Raw genomic sequence first — 17,538 nt, 5'->3', positions numbered from 1 at the left:
TTCCCATGAAGAAATGCAAGATCTCTCCCGCCACGCTGGCCCGCACGGCGGCGCTGGCACTGGCGCTGACCAATCAGGTGCTCAGCGCCACCGGCCACCGTGTCCTGCCCATTGAATCGGCAGAGCTGGAGCAGCTGGTCTCCACCGGCCTGACCATTGCCACCGCGCTGGTCAGCTGGTGGAAGAACAATTCCTTCACCCCGGAGGCCATCGAAGCCGATGACTTCCTCTGCCAGCTGAAGGAGCACAAATAACCAAAAAGGGACGATGCTTTTGCTGCATCGTCCCTTTTTGGTTATCTGCTTTTATTCTGAAGCACCGGCTCAGGAAATGGCATCCACGTCCCACTTCATGCGGACGGCATCCGCGCCATCCAGTTTGATATTCAGTGCACCGGCATTGTCCAGCACCTGCTCCGGGGTGCGGGCACCGCACAGCACATGCAGGCCGGGGATCATCCGGGCCGTCAGGGCAATGACCAGCTGGGCCATGGTGCAGTCGTATTTCCCGGTCAGGTCGTCCCACTTGGCCAGCAGGTCCAGCGCCTGCTTCCGGCGGGCGGGCTGGAAGCTGGGGTTGCTGTTCCGGGTGCTGCCCTCGGGGAAGGTGGTCTCCATAGTGACCTTGCCGGTGAGCAGACCCTGCTCCAGCGGGGAGTAGGCCTGCACCGAAACACCCAGCTCCCTGCAGGTGGGCAGGAGCTGCTTTTCGATGCGGCGGGTCAGCAGGCTGTACTTCTCCTGAATGACATCCAGCTGGCCATACCGGCAGTAGCCCCGGATGAGATCCGCCGTCACGTTGGACGCACCAATGGCGCGGATCTTGCCCTGCTCCTTCAGCTTCATCATGGCCTCCACGGTCTCCTCCAGCGGATAGAGGCCGAGGTCCGGGCTCTGCCAGTGGGTGTACAGCACATCCAGGTGGTCTGTGCCCAAACGGCGCAGGCTGTCCTCCACGTCCTCGATGATGCTCTGCGCCGAGAGGTCCCGGTAGACGGCAGTGCCGTCCACGACCTTGTGGAGCACCGGCGTTTCATGCCGCCACTCCAGGCCGCATTTGGTGGAGAGCACCACCTTGTCCCGGTCGATGTGCTTCAGGGCCTCGCCCACCACGGTCTCGCTGTGGTACAGGCCGTAGATGGGCGCGGTGTCGATCCACCGGATGCCCTGCTCCACAGCAGTCTGGATGGCTTTGACCGAAAGGGCATCATCGTTGTCGCCCCACCAGCTGCCGCCGCCGATGGCCCAGGTGCCCATGCCCAGAAAAGGCACTTCGATGCCGCTGCGGCCAATGTTCAGTTTTTCCATATACGTTTCCCTCCATGCCAGCAGTGTTCCCCGCAATTGGAACCATTCATACAGAGGCTGGCATCTTTTGTTGTATTTTTTGCTTTTTTTATAAAAAAGAGAACTGCGGTGCGAGTCAGCTCCGCACAGCAGCTCTCTTTTCCAATCAGATATTGCCGAACTCGCTCAATTCCAGCGTGTCGTTGTGGGTCTCAGCCCAGCGGACGGCCCAATCAGAGGTGAACAGCAGCAGACGGTTGCCCTTCATATCCTCCACAGCCTTGGTATCGCTGGTCAGGTCCAGATCCCGCAGGTTGTAGGTGTCGGGGTCGTTCTTCACCCAGCGCAGCTGCTCAAAGGGCAGCTGCTGCATCCGGATCTCCACGTTGTACTCGGTGTTCAGGCGGTACTCCAGCACTTCCAGCTGCAGCACACCGACCACGCCGACCACGACCTCCTCCATGCCGCCGCCGACTTCGCGGAAGATCTGGATGGCACCCTCCTGGGCGATCTGCTCCATACCCTTCACGAACTGCTTGCGCTTCATGGTATCCTTCTGCTCGATGCGGGCAAAATGCTCCGGTGAGAAGGTGGGGATGCCCGCAAACTCGACCTTCTTTTTGCCGGTGCACAGGGTGTCGCCGATGGAGAAGATGCCCGGGTCAAACAGGCCGATGATATCGCCCGCGTAGGCCTCATCCACGATGGCGCGATCCTGCGCCATCAGCTGGGTGCCGGTGGCAAGCTTGATGTTCTTGCCCTCCTGCACGTGGTAAGCCTCCATGCCGCGCTCGAACTTGCCGGAGCAGATGCGCATAAAGGCGATGCGGTCACGGTGGGCCTTGTTCATGTTGGCCTGGATCTTGAAGATGAAGGCCGAAAACTCGTCGCGGCAGGGGTCCACCGGCTCGCCGGTCAGGCTGTCCACACGGGCCAGCGGGGTGGGGGTGAGCCGCAGGAAGTTTTCCAAGAAGGGCTCCACGCCGAAGTTGGTCAGAGCAGAGCCAAAGAACACAGGGCTCAGCTCACCGCGCAGCACCTTGTCGAGGTCAAATTCCTCGGCAGCGCCGTCCAGCAGCTCGATCTCGTCCACCAGCTGCTGGTGCAGGTAGGGGGTCAGCAGCTCGTCCAGTGCGGCATCGCCCAGTTCGGCCTCGGTCTCGTTGACCTTCTTCACGCCGTTGGCCCGGCCATCGCTGGAGAAGGCCAGCACCTTGCGGGTGTTGCGGTCGAACACGCCCTTGAACTCCTTGCCGCAGCCGATGGGCCAGTTCATGGGGTAGGTCTTGATGCCCAGGATCTCCTCGATGTTCTCCATCAGCTCAAAGGGATCGCGGGCTTCGCGGTCCATCTTGTTGATGAAGGTGAAGATGGGGATATGGCGCAGGGTGCAGACCTTGAACAGCTTGATGGTCTGGGCCTCAACGCCCTTTGCCGCATCGATGACCATGACAGCGGAGTCCGCTGCCATCAGGGTGCGGTAGGTATCCTCCGAGAAGTCCTGATGGCCCGGGGTATCCAGAATGTTCACGCACTTGCCTGCATAGTTGAACTGCAGGACAGAGGAAGTGACAGAAATACCGCGCTGCTTCTCGATGTCCATCCAGTCGGACACAGCGTGCTTGGCGCTCTGCTTGCCCTTGACGGAGCCGGCCTGATTGATGGCTCCACCGTACAGCAGCAGCTTTTCGGTCAGGGTCGTTTTGCCGGCATCGGGGTGGCTGATGATCGCAAACGTCCGGCGGCGCTCGATCTCTTCACGATTTGTCATATATTGATTTCTCCTGAATCAGAATGGCTCTTTATTCGGTCAATCTCACGTTACATTGGTGATTCTCCGTAAACTGGCTTGCCCTCTCAGTCTGCTTCGCAGCCAGCTCTCCCAAAGGGAGAGCCGGTTGCTGCTCCAGGTACAGGCCCTGCAGATCTGCAGCACTTCTCCTTCCAGATGCGTTGGCTCCCCCTTCGGGGGAGCTGGCAAAGCCGACAGGCTTTGGCTGAGAGGGCAAGGATGCCCAAATTACACACAACTTATATTTTACCAGCAATTCCACCTAGATGCAAGAGTTTTTGTTATTTTTTCAGGAGGAAGCAGGGCAAGGGGGCGGTATCGGCCCAATTGGCGAAACCGCAGACAAGGGCGGTGCACTGTTTCAGGGGCCGGGAGCGCATCCACTGGAGGATCTCGGTCTTTTCGTCGGAACCGATGACCTTGCCGCTGTACAGGATGGCGCTGAGCACCCCGCCGGGCCGCAGGGCCTCGAGGGCAGCTTCCAGCGCCGGGATGCTGCTTTGGGCGTGGGAGAACACCCCGTGGTCGGCACCGGGCAGCCAGCCGAAGTTGAACATCACGGCATCGACGGTACCGGGCTGTACATATTGTAAGAGGTTGGCGTGGCTGTCGCAGTGAAGCTCTGCCGCAAGGCCCTTCCGTGCAAGGTTCTGTCGGGTGGAGGCAATGGCTTCCGGCTGGATGTCAAAGCCCAGCACCCGGCCCCCTTCGCCCACAAGGCGGCAGAGAAAAGCCGTGTCGCCCCCGTTGCCGCAGGTGGCATCGATGCAGAGCCTGGGGTCAGCCAGCCGCGCGGCGAGGAAGTCCTGCACAAGCTTCACGGCCGTCAGGTCGGGGGTGCGGCGGCGGCACAGGCCGCTGCCCTCTGCCGCAAAACCGAACTTTGCCCAGAAGGCCAGCTCCCCCGCATCGGCAGGCAGAGGAGCCGTGAACACCGTGGCGCTCTCTTTGTCATAGCCGCCCAGGCTGCGCAATACCTCTTTTAACAGGTAGGAACCGTAGCCCTTGCGCCGCCATTCCGGCACAATGGTCAGGGCAGTGATGTCCGCGCCCTGCTCCGTGGGCCGGGCCTGGCAGGTACCAATGATGGTTTTCTCTTTATACAGGGCATAACCGCCCTGGGTCTTTTCCAGTTTCATAATTTGCTCCTTTCGCGGACTTGCCCTGTTGGGCTAACCTCTCAGTCGCGGGCGCTGCCGCGACAGCTCCCCTAGTAGGGGAGCCCTTGGCAGAAGATTCGTTTTTTCGCAATAATCGCTGACGCTCCAAAACCAATACCTGCCGCAGGGCAAACAGGAGCGAAGCGCCGACCCACGAAAACGCGACGGTATGCCAAGGCCTCTCCTACTAGGAGAGGCCTTGGCATCGAGCAAAGCGAAGATGACGGAGAGGTTTCGCAACGCTGCCGGCTTCTGCGCTGCACCCTTAAAATACCAAGCCCCCGCGCCGCTGTCAAGGCTTCCCGCTGCGACCTTATTTCACATATTCTTCACCCGGTCAGCGATTCCTTTTCACAATTACCGGATACAATAGAAACAGTTCCAAGGAGGTGCGGCAGAAGCGCCCCCTCCGAACCATTCCCTTTGAGAAAGGAAGTAACCAGTATGGATAACGAGAACAAGTGGGAATACGATTATTCCTCTGAACATAGCCAGACCGGCGAGACCGGCTACCCCAACGTCGGCTCCTCCGGCATGAACACCGCCAACACGGCAGGCACCTACGGCGAGGCCGCACAGGCCGCCCCCCAGGCCGACCCGAACAGCGGCAGCGATGGCGGCGCGGTGCCGCCTCCGGAAGGCCCCCGGTATCAGGCCGCACAGGGAAGCCCCAAGCAGCCTCCCAAAAAGCGCCGCCGGAAAAACAGCAATATCGCCCGCAGTGCAGTTGCACTGGTGCTGGCCGCAGCCATGGGCTTTGTCGGCGGCTTTGTGGGAGCCCAGGTGGGCAACACAGGCGGCAAGGTGGTCATCCAGCAGGTGGCACCTTCCTCCACGTCCAGCAGTGATTCCGGCTCTGCCTCCGCAGTGAACACCGCTTCCGGCATGACCACCGCTCAGGTCTCTGAGATGGTCAGCCCCAGCGTTGTGGTCATCACCACCGAACAGGTGGTCTACTCCCAGTGGTCCTGGTACGGCCAGAACCAGGTGGAGAGCGGTGCTGGCAGCGGTGTCGTGATCAGCTCCGACGGCTATATCCTGACCTGTGCACACGTTGTGTCCGGCGCGTCCAACATCACCGTGACCATCGGCGATACCGATTACCCCGCCACCGTGGTGGGCGAGGATGACACCAGCGACGTGGCTGTCCTCAAGATCGATGCCACTGACCTGACCCCCGCCACCGTTGGCAACAGCGACAGCCTTGCCGTGGGCGAGAGCGTGCTGGCCGTGGGCAACCCGCTGGGTGAGCTGGGCGGCACCGTGACCAGCGGCATCGTCAGCGCCCTGAACCGCAGCGTGACCATCCAGGGCACCAGCTCCACCAACACCATGTCCCTGATCCAGATGGATGCCTCTGTCAGCCCCGGCAACTCCGGCGGCGGCCTGTTCAACATGAACGGTGAGCTCATCGGTCTGGTCAACGCAAAGTCCTCCTCCAGCGATGCGGAGGGTCTGGGCTTCGCCATCCCCATCAACGATGCCATCAAGGTGGCACAGGATCTGCTGGAGAACGGCTACGTCTCCGGCCGCCCCTACATGGGCATCACCTATCTGGCTGTGACCGATGCCCAGACCGCCGCACAGCTCAACGTCAATGCCTATGGCGTTTATGTTGTGGATGTTGTGCAGGGCGGCCCCGCCGACAAGGCCGGTCTGAAGACCGGTGACCGCATCGTAAGCATCGACGGCACCGAGATCGCCCAGAAGGACGACCTTGGCACCCTGATCCAGCAGCATGCCGCCGGTGATACCCTTTCCATCACCGTGGCCCGGGAAGGCCAGATGCAGACTGTCAGCCTGACTCTGGGCGAGAAGAATGCCCAGACCCAGCAGGCACAGAAAAACTCCTGATTTTCCCCAATCTTTTTCCTGATCCATAAATCAAAGATCCCCTGACCGGCGTGAACTGGTCAGGGGATTTTCAATTGCAGGTTGTCAAGCAACGGCAGACCGTATTTTTACACCTGCCCGAACACGGTGGCGCTCAGGGGCAGGAGAACGGTCTGGCCGGTGCAGATGCGGCTGCTGCCCCGCCACAGGCTGGAGGAGATGCCGTCACTCAGCAGCTTCCAGCTGCCGCCGGGCAGAGTGACGACCTGCGCCGTCTCGGTGGGGTTATAGTAGACGCACAGGGCGCTCCATGCCGCGCCGTCGCCCCACTGGGCGGGGAGCCGCCAGCCCACAAGAGGCTGTTCCAGCGGGAAGAACTCGATGGCGGCAGGGCTGGCCTTGTCCAGCGCGCCCAGCCGGGGGAACGCCGCCCGCAGACCAATGAGCCCGCGGTAGTAATCCACAAGGCTGTGGAACTGTTCGGCCCGGTGCCAGTCCAGCCGGTTGAGGGCCGGGCTGGAGTGGTAGCTGTTGCCCTGCCCCTTCTTGGTGCGGGCAAACTCCTCGCCCGCCTGCCAGAAAGGCAGGCCCATGCTGGTCAGGTAGATGCCCGCCGCCAGCCGGTTCTGGGCCAGCGCGGTCTTGTCCACAGCGGCAAACTCCGGGCGGGCGTAGCGCACCATCAGGAGCTTATCCCACAGGGTGAAGTTGTCGTGGGCCGAAACGTAGCTGATGATCTGTCCCGGGGCGTGAGGCGGCAGCTTTTCACTGCGGCACCACGCCGCCACCGAAGCACCGATATCCCAGAAACTCCCGGGCTTGCCCTCCACATAGCCCGGCTCCCGGGCATCGAAGCAGCCGCCCTTGATGGCATCCCGGGTGTTGTCGCAAAAGATGCCGATGCGCTCGTTCAGCATGTTCAGGTTGTTCTTGTTGGCCTCGTACCGGTGCAGGGCGCTGCAGCCGCCCTGCCACGGCTCACCGTACATCAGAATATCCCGCCCGCCGGGCAGCTTGTCCAGTTCAGCCCGGAGGAGGTTCATGGTCTCCACGTCATACAGGCCCATCAGGTCAAACCGGAAGCCGTCGATGTGATATTCCCGTGCCCAGTAGAGCACCGAATCAATGAGATAGCGCCGGGCCATGGGCCGCTCGGAGGCAAACTCGTTGCCGCAGCCGCTGCCGTTGGAGAGGGAACCGTCGTCGTTCTGGCGGAAGTAGTAGAGGGGCACCACCCGGTTCAGCACATTATCGGAACGATACATGTGGTTATACACCACGTCCATTACAACGCCGATGCCCGCCGCATGGAGGGCCGCGATCATCTGCTTGCACTCCCGCACCCGCACCTCACCCCGGGTGGGGTCGGTGGAGTAGCTGCCCTCGGGCACATTGAAGTTGGTGGGGTCGTAGCCCCAGTTATACTGCCGGGTCAGGGGGCGGCTCTCATCCACGCTGCCAAAATCGAAGATGGGCATGAGCTGGACATAGCTCACCCCCAGCCGTTTGAGGTAATTCAGGCAGGTGGGGTGGATGCCGTCGCTGCTCAGGGTCGTGCCCTGCTGGGTAAAGGCCAGAAATTTGCCCCGCCAGGCTGTGTGCACACCGCTGGCCGGGTCCTGCGAGAAATCCCGGACGCTGACCTCCCAAACGCTGCGGCGGGCCGGTGGGATCACCGGCCGCACATCCCGCTCCCAGCCCTGCGGGTCCACCCGAGCCGGGTCAAAGATCATGCTGCGTACCCCGTTCACCCCAGCCGAGCGGGCGTAGGGGTCCGCTGCATTGCAGGTGCCAAACGAGGTGGTAAGGGTGAAATCGTAGTATTTTCCGTGCTGGTCGCCGGGCAGATAGATGCTCCACACACCCTTGTCCTGCTGCTGCAGGGGCAGGGTGCCCACACAGGCCCCGCCGGTGCCCCGGCGGTACAGGTTCACTGCTGCCTGTTTTGCCGTGGGAGCCCACAGGCGCAGGTGTGTCCCGGCGGGGGTATACTCCACCCCCAGCGGGCCGTAGTATTCCGTCTGGCGGGCAAAGGCTTCGCTCTCAAACAGCGTCTTCCATTCAGCAGGTGTTCTTGGCTCCATGGCAATTCATCCTTTCGTTTGACAATAGTGTAACGAACTTTGTCCTTTATTTCAACCCTTTCCTTGCAAAACGTACCAGACTCCACTATACTGAAAGAAAAAACACTGCACGGAGGGAAGTTTTATGGCATACACCGATGATTGGGAAAGTCTGATGAACGGCGTGTTCGGCCCGGGGGGCAGATTCAAGGCCGCCCCCGGCACTTCTGCACCCAAAACAGGCGGCAGCGCCGCCCTGCCTGACCTGAACGCGGCGCTTCTGGAACAGCAGAAACGGCTGGACGAGCTGTTGAAGCAGCAGAACGCCCAGCTCAAAACCCAGAGCGATGCCACCGCCGCCGCGCTGGAAAGCAGCCGCCAGATGCTGCGGGACATGGAGGACGAAGGCCTGCTGGCCAGGGGCACCACCGACGTGAAGCCGGAGCATCTGGGCAGCTTTGAAGGCCTTGCCGCCGAGGTCAAGCAGACGGTGCTGGGGCAGGATGCTTTTGTGGACAGCGTGGTGCGGGCCATGCGCCGCCCCTTTGTGCTGGGTACCGAAGCCCCCGCCGCCCGCAACGTCATCCTGCTCACAGGCGGGGCAGGCACAGGCAGGCATTTTGCACTGGAAGAAACTGCCCGCTGCATGGCGGCCCGGGGCCTTTTGCAGAGCGACAGGATCGCCACGCTGGATCTGGCCCTTTACCCCAATTCCGGAGCCGAGAAGCTCTTCCTGCAGGACCTCTACGCTGCCCTGCACGCACCCGGGGAGATCCTTGCCTTTGAGCACTATGAGAGCTGTTATCCCGGCTTTCTGAAGACCCTGTCTGATCTGGCCGTCAAGGGCAGCGCCCCCCTGTCCAGCCGGTATCTCGTGAACAAGGAGGGCATCCTTGTGGATGCAGGCACGGCGCTGGCCCCGGGAGCCGTCAGCCGCATCGACCCCTGCGGCAAATACCTCATCTTCTACTCCCACAAGGGCCGGGAGGCACTGGCCGACAAATTCGGCGCGGCACTGGTGTCGGCACTGGGGGATGTCTGCGAGACGGCCTCCTACACCCGGGAGGATCTGGCCGCCCTTGCCGCACAGCAGCTCAACGCGCTGGCCCAGAAGATCCGCACCCGGCTGGGGCTGACCCTTTCCGCCGGGGCCGACGTGCGGGACTATGTCGCAGCCCAGTGCACCACACAGAAGGGTGCAGCAGGCCTTTCCGCGTGCACCGACCGCATCTTCCGCGCCCTGAGTGAATATTGCCTGCAGACCGATGAAACCCTTACCGGCACCGTGACCCTGACCGCCGGGCCGGAAGGGGTGCTGTTCCGCCTGAACGACGGCGCAGACCAGCCCCTGTTCGACCTGCTGCCTGCCGCCTACACCGGCGCGCTGGATGCCATCCGCGCCGAGATCAACGAGCTGGTGGGCCTTGCTCCCGTGAAAGAGTATGTGTTCGGTCTGGCCGACAACCTGCAGGTGCAGCAACGCCGCGCCGCCGCCGGGCTCAAGACTGCCAGCCTTTCGATGCACATGATCTTCACGGGCAACCCCGGCACCGGCAAGACCACCATTGCCCGGCTGGTGGCACGGTATCTGAAAGCCATCGGTGCCCTCAAGGGCGGGCAGCTGGTGGAGGTGACCCGTGCCGACCTGGTGGGCCGCTACACCGGCCACACCGCCCCCCTGACCAACAGCGTCATCGAGAGCGCGCTGGGCGGCGTGCTCTTCATTGACGAGGCATACAGCCTCTACCGCGGCGAGCAGGACAGCTTCGGGCTGGAAGCCATCGACACGCTGGTGAAGGGAATGGAGGATCACCGGGATGAGCTGGTGGTCATTCTGGCGGGTTACACCAAGGAGATGGAGACCTTCCTCACCGCCAACAGCGGCCTTGCCAGCCGTTTTCCCAACCGGATCGAGTTCCCGGACTACACCGCCGTGGAGCTGCTGCAGATCACCCAGGTCCTTGCCAAAAACAAGGGCTACACCCTGGCCGAAGCCTGCACCGAACCCCTGCTGGGCTACTATGCCCGCTGGCAGGAAGCCGATGCCCGCACCGCCGGCAATGGCCGCCTTGCCCGCAACACACTGGAAAAGGCCATCTTCCACCAGAGCCGCCGCCTTGTCGCCGAGCCCGCCGCCGCGCTGGATCTGATCCTGCCCAGTGATCTGGAATTGAAGGAACCGTAAACACGCAAAAAGGACTGCTTTTGCAGTCCTTTTTGTGTTATTGATGCTGTTCTGCCAGCCGGGCGGTCATCTCCCGCATTCCCTGCCGCACTTCGGGCGGGGCAACCACTTCTATCTTGCCGCCAAAGCCGCAGACCCAGCCATAGAACTGGTCACTGACGCAGATGGGGACATCGAAATGGAAGCAGCCATTCTCCTCGGGTAAAAACATGGGCGTTGCGCCAAAGCGCTCCCGCATGGCACCTTCCAGATCCGCGGTGCACCGCAGGGTAACGCGATGCTCCGGCCCGCCGTACATTCCAAAGTGCTTGCGCAGATAGGCAGGCAGGTCAAGATCCGCAAACTGCTCCTGACCCCGCCGGGGCGCATCCAGCACCCGGACCCCGCTCATCTTGTCCACCCGGTAATGGCGGATGCCCTTTTCATCGGCAAAGGCAATGAGGTAGTAGCACCCGTTCTCCCAGGCCAGCTGCCACGGGCTGACGGTCCTTTTCTCTTTCTCGCGGCTGTCGGCTTTTCTGTAGAGGAACTCCACCATTTTACCGTTGTTGATGGCCTCGTGCAGGGCATCGATGCTGTACAGCAGGCTCTTGCTGTCGGTCTTGGGGCGGCCCTCCACATAGACCTGACGCTGCAGCTGGCTGCCCTCGTAGTTGGAGCAGAGCTTTTCCAACTTGTGGATCAGCCGCCTGCTCGTGGTGCCGGATACCACCCGGCTTGCCTGCACGGCATCCACCAGCAGCTTGAGCTCCGCCAGATCAAAGGTGCGGCTGGCAAGGAAATACCCGCCGCCCCGGCCCCGGCGCAGCTTGATATCATAGCCCAGCGCACCCAGTGCCTCAATATCGCTGTACACGCTCTTGCGCTCGCAGCGGATGCCCTGCGCCTCCAGCAGCTCCACCAGCTGCGGCACGTTCAGCAGGTGGTTTTCATCGGTCTGCTGCTCAAAAATGCGCAATAGCGCCAGCAGCTTGGATTTCTGGCCTTCCTGTTTGGGCATTCGGTACACCTCATTTTTTCGTGTTGTGCCAAACCTCTCAGTCTCGATTCCAGCTCCCCAGCAGAGGAGCCAGAAAAAAACAGCAGTGCTGTGTGCTGAAAAGGTTACGGCGCTTTCTTATCAAACGCCGCGCGGCGCTGGGTGGACAGGCGGAACATCTCCTCCAGCTTTTCCCGGTCATCGGCCACAAGGGCGTTGCGCATCTCGTTCAGCGCCCCGCTGAACTGGTCGATCTCGGAGATGAGGTTTTCCTTGTTCCAGAGGAACAGCTCTGCCCACATCTTATCGTTGATGCGTGCAATGCGGGTCAGGTCCCGGAAGGAATCGCCGGTGTACTCGCACAGCGAGGTATTGTCGTTGGCGCACATCAGGCTGACGGCGATGGCATGGCAGAGCTGGCTGACATAGCCGATCATCCTGTCATGCTCCTGCACGGTCAGGGTGCAGATATGCTTGAAGCCCAGCACCTCGGCCAGCTCCCTGGCCCACTGAATGGCCTCCGGGGTGTTCTTTTCCGTGGGGGTCACAATGAAGTTGGCCGGGGCAAAATTCACCTCGGCGGCGTGCTCCACGCTGGAGGTCTCACGGCCCGCCATGGGGTGGCTGGCAATGAACTCCACGCCCGGCCTGCACATGGCCTGAATGGGCTCCACCAGACCAGTCTTTACGCCCGACACATCGGTAAAGATGCAGCCCTCCTTCAGCAGGTGGCCGTAGGTCCGGAACCACTCGATCAGGGCCGTGGGGTACAAACCGAAGATGATATGATCGGCCTGACGCACCAGATCCTCAAAATCGTGGGTCTTGCCGCTGGCGATATAGCCGTGGTCGAGGGCATACTGCAGATGGCCCTCGCTGCGGTTGATGCCGTCCACATGGAACCCGGCCCTGCTCAGCTCCAAGGCGTACTTGCCGCCCAGCAGGCCCAGACCCACAATGAGATAGCGCTTTGATTTATCCAACATGTTCCACCTCCGCGCCCAAAGGCTTGATGGCTTCCAGAAAATCCGGCCAGCTCTTGGCAACGGCCTCGGCTCCGCTGATGGGCAGGGCCAGCCCGGCGGCCAGCGCCAGCACCGCAAGGCTCATCACCACGCGGTGGTCGTTGTGGCCGGAAAGCGGCTGCTCCGGGGCATGGAGCGCGCCGGCACAGCCATGGATGGTAATGGTACCGCCCTCGCTCTCCAGCTGCCCGCCGCAGGCCCGCAGCTCGGTCTCCATGGCCTCGATGCGGTCACTCTCCTTGATGCGGAGACGCTCGGCGTTGCGGATGACCGTGGTTCCCTCACACAGCAGGCCCAGCACCATCAGCACAGGGCCCAGGTCGGGGCAGTCGGCAAGGTCGATGTCCGTTCCGTGGAGCGGGGCCTTTTCAAACACCACGCCCTGCCCGGTGCGGGTGAATCTTGCGCCGCACCGCCGGAGGATCTCCAGAATGGCGGCATCGCCCTGCAAGGTCTCCTCAGACAGGCCGGTGATGGCCACACCGCCGGTCACAGCGCCCAGCACGGCAGGAAAAGCCGCCTGGCTGTAATCGCCCTCCACGGTGTAATCACCGGGAAGATAGTGCTGCCCGCCGGGAATTTCCAGCGTGTTTTCATCCAGCCAGCGGCTCTCCACGCCAAAGGCGTGCTGCACCGCGCGGGTCATATCGATGTAGCTCCGGCTCTCCACAGGCGGGATGAGGTGCAGGGTGCTGGTGCCGCCCAGCAGGGGCAGGGCAAACAGCAGCCCGCTGATGAACTGGCTGGACACATTGCCCGCCAGCTCGTACTCGCCCGGGGTCAGGGCACCTTCCACAGTCAGGCGGTCCGCGCCCTGCTCAAAACGCAGGCCCTGCTGCTGATACAGCGTTTTGTAGACCGACTGGGGCCGCTCCATCAGCCGCCCACGGCCTGTAAAAGTCACTTCCTGCCCAGTCAGGCTGGCCAGTGGGATGAGGAAGCGCAGGGTACTGCCGCTCTCACAGCAGTCCACGGGGGCATCAACCGACAGAAAGCGGCCCAGCCCCTCCACCACCGCGTCGTTTTCACCGGTGGTGACACGGGCGCACAGTCGGCCCGCCGCGCCCAGCGTGGCGGAGATATCCTTGCTGAAAGCAAGATGATGGAGATGGGAGGTTCCCTTTGCCAGCGCCGCACAGAGCACCGCCCGGTGGGCCATGCTTTTGCTGGGCGGCGCGGCGATCCTGCCCGCCACTGGGCGGGCGCGTTTTACCACCACATCCATCTTACATATCCCGGCCAATGGCCCATGCGACCTGACGGCACTTTGCCATGGCCTGTGCAAAGGCATCCGGGGTCAGACACTGTGCGCCATCGCTCCATGCGTGGCGGGGATCATAGTGGACTTCCACCTCCAGGCCGTCGGCACCGGCGGCCACAGCGGCGATCATCATCGGCTCAACCAGATTGGCCTTGCCGGTGGCGTGGCTGGGGTCCACGATGATGGGCAGATGGGTCTTTTCGTGGATGATGGGCACAGCAGAGAGGTCGAGGGTGTTGCGGGTGTACTTCTCAAAGGTGCGGATGCCCCGCTCGCAGAGAATGACCTGCTCGTTGCCGCCGGCCATGATATACTCTGCGGACATGATCCACTCCTCGATGGTGTTGCAAAGGCCGCGCTTGAGCAGAACAGGCTTGTGCATCTTACCCACGGCCTTGAGCAGCTGGAAATTCTGCATGTTGCGGGCACCGATCTGTACCACGTCCACATATTCCTCAAACTCCGGGATCCGGTCCTCGCTCATCAGCTCGGAGACGATGGGCATTCCGGTGGCCTCCCGGGCCTTGACCATATCGAGGATGCCCTCGGTCTCCAGACCCTGGAAGGAGTAGGGAGAGGTGCGGGGCTTATAAGCGCCGCCGCGGAACAGGCTTGCACCGCCCGCCTTTACGCCGTTGGCAATGCGCAGTGCCTGCTCCTCACCCTCGATGCTGCAGGGGCCTGCCATCACGGCGATCTTCTCGCCCCTGCCGATCTTCACGCCGCCGCAGTCGATGATGGAATCGGCGGGGTGGAACAGGCGGTTGGCCCGCTTATAGGGGGCGGACACGCGGGTGACGTTGTCGATCCAGGGGTTGGCCAGCACGTCGCGCTCATCGATCTTGGTGGTATCGCCCACCAGACCGAACACATTGTAATCCTTGCCGGTGATCAGGGTCACATCCAGGCCCTGTTTCTCGAATTTGTCTACGATCTTTTCCAGCTCTTCCTTGGGGGTGCCTTTTTTGGTCGAAATGATCATCTTGTTTCTTTTCCCTTCTGTTTTGTCTCTATGCTTTCAGTTTTGCTGCACAGCCTGCCCTACTTGCCAAGGGCTCCCCCTTCGGGGGAGCTGGCGAGCGAATGCGAGACTGAGAGGGTTGTTACTGCACCAGGTGCGTCTGCGCGCCGCCATCCAGCCGGAGCAGCTGCACAAGGTAGGCGCAGGCATGGAGATATCCGCTGACCCCCTCGCCTGCAAAGCGGCCCTGACAGCCAAAGGAGACCACATCCACGCTGCGGAAGGGCTCCTTGCCGCTGGGGTCGGCCAGCATCACTTCCACGGCGGGCACGCCGCACACCTGCAGCGCTTCCAGAATGGCCACGCTGTAATAGGCGTAGCCGCCCGGGTTGAGGATGATGCCATCGGCCCGGCCTGCCGCCGACTGGATCTCATCGATGAGGTCACCCTCGTGGTTGGACTGAAAAAAGTCCACCTGAACATCCATCTGGGCACAGCCCGCCTCAATATAATCCAGCAGTGTATTGAAATCGATCTGCCCCTCCATGCCCGGCTCCGTGAACTGGGTCAGGTTGAGGTTGGGACCGTTAATGACTAAAAATTTCATCCAGCGCCTCCATTGCCGCCGTCACGGCATCCGCAGGGGTGGTCTTGTTGGGGATCACAGCATCCGCTGCCGCCAGATAGAGCGGGCGGCGCTGGGCTTCCATGGTTTTCAGGGCCTCAGGGCTGGTGGAAAGGGGCCTTCCGCCGCCCACCAGCAGATCTTCCAGCGGCCGGTCGATAAAGAGCACGATGCCGTTGGCGTGGAGCGCCCGGAGGTTTGCCGGGTCTTTGACCACGCCGCCGCCGCAGGAGATGACCTGCCGGTTCTCCCTGGCAAAGCGGGCGGTCTGCACGGCCTCCAGCTTCCGGAAGCCTGCCTCCCCCTCAGCGGCAAAGATGTCCGGGATGCTCCGGCCGTCGGCCTTGACGATCTCCTCGTCCAGATCCACGAACCGCTTGCCCAGCCGTTCCGCCAGAGCGCGGCCCAGGGTGGATTTGCCCGAGGAGGGCATCCCGATGAGGGCAATGTTCAGCTGTTCCCGCCGCAGCTCGCTGGTCACACGGGCGATCTCGGCACCGGCATCCTCAAACTTGCGGTCGAGGAAAAATTCTGCCGCGTACACTGCCTGCGCCACCAGCATTTCCAGACCGCCGACGGCAACGGGCACGCCCAGCTCCTCGGCCCGGAGGATGAGCTCGGTCTTATCGGGATTATAGATAACATCGATCACGGCTTCCAGCCCGGGCATGGAGGTGATATCCAGGGCGCTCACGCCCACATTGGGGTACATGCCCACCGGCGTGGTGTTGATGATGATCTGCGCCCCGGTGGTCAGGGCCTGAGCATAAGTCAGCTCTCCCTTTTCGGGGTCGGGATGGCGGCTGACGGTATAGATCTGTTTCGCACCCCGGTCATGGGCCACGGCCCAGGTGGTGTTGTGGGTACCGCCGGTGCCCAGAATGAGCACGGTCCTGTCCTTGAACTCCACCCCGTGTGCATCGCACAGGTAGGAGAAGCCGGGGTAATCGGTGTTGTAGCCGTAGAGCAGGCCGTTCCTGTTGACGATGGTGTTCACGGCGTTGATGGCCTTGGCGTGGGGGTCGATGTAGGAGCAGTACTCCATGACCACCAGCTTATAGGGGATGGTGACATTGATGGCCCTGAACTGCCGCCGGGTCATAAAGGCCCGGACTTCCTCTTCCGTGGGCAGGGGGCACAGGTCGTACCGGTAGCCGCAGAGCATCTCGTGGATGACCTTGGAGTAGGAGTGGCCCAGCCGCCCGCCGATGAGTCCGTATTCCATTTACAGCACCTCCTTGCGGTAGCCGGTGGGGTCCTCCATCCAGGCCATGCCGTATTTTGCGGTGAGCAGGTCGCCCACGGCCAGCGCGGCGGCGCAGGTCTGCACAATGGCGGCCCGGGGCACGATGCAGGGGTCGTGGCGGCCCTGAATGGACAGCTCCGCATCCTTCTTTGCGATATAATCCACCGTGTCCTGCGTTTTGTAGATGCTGGGGGTAGGCTTGACCGCCGTGCGGAACACCACGGGCATTCCGTTGGAGATGCCGCCGTTCAGGCCCGCATTGTGGTTGGTGGCGGTGACGATGCGCTCCCCCTGCATCCGGAAGGCATCGTTGGCCTCCGAGCCCTTCTGGTCCGCAAAGCCGAAGCCGGAACCGAACTCGATGCCCTTGACCGCCGGGATGGAGAAGGCCAGGTGAGCGAGCTTGCTCTCCACGCTGTCGAAATAGGGTTCACCCACGCCTGCGGGCAGGCCCAGAATGGCGGTCTCCAGCACGCCGCCCACGCTGTCGCCCTCGGCGCCGGCGGCACGGATGGCAGCCTTCATGGATTCCTCCACACTGCCGTCCAGCAGGGCAAAGCCCTCGGACTTGTTCAGCAGTGCCTCGGCCTGCGCCGCCAGCGCGGCGGGATCGTCCAGCGCAAAGGGGGCATCGCTGATCCCGGCACACCGCCCGATGTGAGTCACGATCTCGATCCCGGCCCGGTTCAGAGCGCCCAGCACCAAAGCGCCGCCCGCCACCAGCGCGGCGGTGACGCGGCCCGAAAAGTGACCGCCGCCCCGGGCATCCTGATAGCCGTGGTACTTGGCGTAGGCAGTGTAATCCGCGTGGCCGGGCCGCAGCAGGTCAGCCGTTTTGGCATAGTCGCCGCTGCGGGTGTTCTGGTTTTCGATCATCAGAGCAATGGCAGTGCCGGTGGTGCGGCTGTTGACCACGCCGGACAAAAACTGCACCGCATCCCCCTCCACACGGGGGGTGGAAAGGCCGTCGCCCCGGGCACGGCGCTTGTCCATGCAGGCAGCAAGAAAGGCTTCCTCCACAGGCACGCCCGCCGCCATGCCGTCCAGCACCGCGCCGATGGCCCTGCCGTGGCTCTCGCCAAAAATGGTCAGCGAAAGGTCGCTGCCAAAGGTGTTTTTCAT

Annotated in this window: 14 protein-coding genes; 3 read left to right on the top strand and 11 right to left on the bottom strand. The window is 62.3% G+C overall.

Annotated elements, in window-relative coordinates; genetic code table 11:
• Positions 1-5: 5 nt before the first annotated feature.
• Positions 6-254 (top strand): phage holin, encoded by a 249-nt coding sequence (locus MTP42_RS01140; protein WP_005928396.1) that lies wholly within the window; start codon positions 6-8, stop codon positions 252-254.
• A gap of 69 nt (positions 255-323) precedes the next feature.
• Here the strand turns inward: MTP42_RS01140 and MTP42_RS01135 are convergent, their stop codons facing one another.
• From MTP42_RS01135 to MTP42_RS01125, 3 genes are all read right to left on the bottom strand, one after another.
• Positions 324-1,307, bottom strand: coding sequence for an aldo/keto reductase (locus tag MTP42_RS01135; RefSeq protein ID WP_249257775.1), 984 nt, complete (start codon positions 1,305-1,307; stop codon positions 324-326).
• 145 nt (positions 1,308-1,452) lie between these two features.
• The gene (locus tag MTP42_RS01130; RefSeq protein ID WP_005928402.1) at positions 1,453-3,057 is read right to left on the bottom strand and encodes a peptide chain release factor 3; all 1,605 of its coding nucleotides are present in this window, start codon (positions 3,055-3,057) and stop codon (positions 1,453-1,455) included.
• Between the two features lie 302 nt (positions 3,058-3,359).
• On the bottom strand, positions 3,360-4,217 hold the full coding sequence (locus tag MTP42_RS01125) for a GNAT family N-acetyltransferase (protein WP_207697143.1): 858 nt from the start codon (positions 4,215-4,217) through the stop codon (positions 3,360-3,362).
• A 465-nt stretch (positions 4,218-4,682) separates the two neighbouring features.
• Here MTP42_RS01125 and MTP42_RS01120 point away from each other — a divergent pair, with 465 nt between their 5' ends.
• Positions 4,683-6,092 (top strand): S1C family serine protease, encoded by a 1,410-nt coding sequence (locus tag MTP42_RS01120; protein ID WP_249257774.1) that lies wholly within the window; start codon positions 4,683-4,685, stop codon positions 6,090-6,092.
• Between the two features lie 107 nt (positions 6,093-6,199).
• Here the strand turns inward: MTP42_RS01120 and pulA are convergent, their stop codons facing one another.
• On the bottom strand, positions 6,200-8,155 hold the full coding sequence (pulA, locus tag MTP42_RS01115; protein ID WP_249257773.1) for a type I pullulanase: 1,956 nt from the start codon (positions 8,153-8,155) through the stop codon (positions 6,200-6,202).
• A 124-nt stretch (positions 8,156-8,279) separates the two neighbouring features.
• Here pulA and MTP42_RS01110 point away from each other — a divergent pair, with 124 nt between their 5' ends.
• Positions 8,280-10,319, top strand: coding sequence for an AAA family ATPase (locus MTP42_RS01110; RefSeq protein ID WP_249257772.1), 2,040 nt, complete (start codon positions 8,280-8,282; stop codon positions 10,317-10,319).
• Positions 10,320-10,356: 37 nt separating this feature from the next.
• Here MTP42_RS01110 and MTP42_RS01105 read toward each other — a convergent pair whose 3' ends face one another.
• From MTP42_RS01105 to aroC, 7 genes are all read right to left on the bottom strand, one after another.
• Entirely contained in the window at positions 10,357-11,319 is a 963-nt protein-coding gene (locus tag MTP42_RS01105; protein WP_097769744.1) for a helix-turn-helix transcriptional regulator, read from the bottom strand.
• A 104-nt stretch (positions 11,320-11,423) separates the two neighbouring features.
• Entirely contained in the window at positions 11,424-12,284 is an 861-nt protein-coding gene (locus MTP42_RS01100) for a prephenate dehydrogenase (protein WP_097772985.1), read from the bottom strand.
• On the bottom strand, positions 12,274-13,548 hold the full coding sequence (gene aroA, locus MTP42_RS01095; RefSeq protein WP_249257771.1) for a 3-phosphoshikimate 1-carboxyvinyltransferase: 1,275 nt from the start codon (positions 13,546-13,548) through the stop codon (positions 12,274-12,276). The genes MTP42_RS01100 and aroA overlap by 11 nt, the downstream gene beginning before the upstream one ends.
• A gap of 1 nt (position 13,549) precedes the next feature.
• Positions 13,550-14,566: a 3-deoxy-7-phosphoheptulonate synthase gene (gene aroF / locus MTP42_RS01090; protein ID WP_005928429.1), complete on the bottom strand. Its 1,017-nt coding sequence runs from the start codon at positions 14,564-14,566 to the stop codon at positions 13,550-13,552.
• A 121-nt stretch (positions 14,567-14,687) separates the two neighbouring features.
• Positions 14,688-15,152 (bottom strand): type II 3-dehydroquinate dehydratase, encoded by a 465-nt coding sequence (locus tag MTP42_RS01085; RefSeq protein ID WP_005928431.1) that lies wholly within the window; start codon positions 15,150-15,152, stop codon positions 14,688-14,690.
• The gene (locus MTP42_RS01080) at positions 15,133-16,395 is read right to left on the bottom strand and encodes a shikimate kinase (protein WP_249257770.1); all 1,263 of its coding nucleotides are present in this window, start codon (positions 16,393-16,395) and stop codon (positions 15,133-15,135) included. Before MTP42_RS01080 ends, MTP42_RS01085 begins: the two co-directional genes overlap by 20 nt.
• Positions 16,396-17,538 carry a chorismate synthase gene (gene aroC / locus MTP42_RS01075; RefSeq protein ID WP_249257769.1) on the bottom strand — a complete coding sequence of 381 codons (1,143 nt, stop codon included), beginning with the start codon at positions 17,536-17,538 and terminating at the stop codon, positions 16,396-16,398.

Source organism: Faecalibacterium sp. I2-3-92, assembly GCF_023347315.1.
In the GTDB taxonomy this organism is placed as follows: domain Bacteria; phylum Bacillota; class Clostridia; order Oscillospirales; family Ruminococcaceae; genus Faecalibacterium; species Faecalibacterium duncaniae.
Note: the sequence above shows the minus strand (reverse complement) of the source record. Positions and strands in the feature narration are given on the sequence as shown.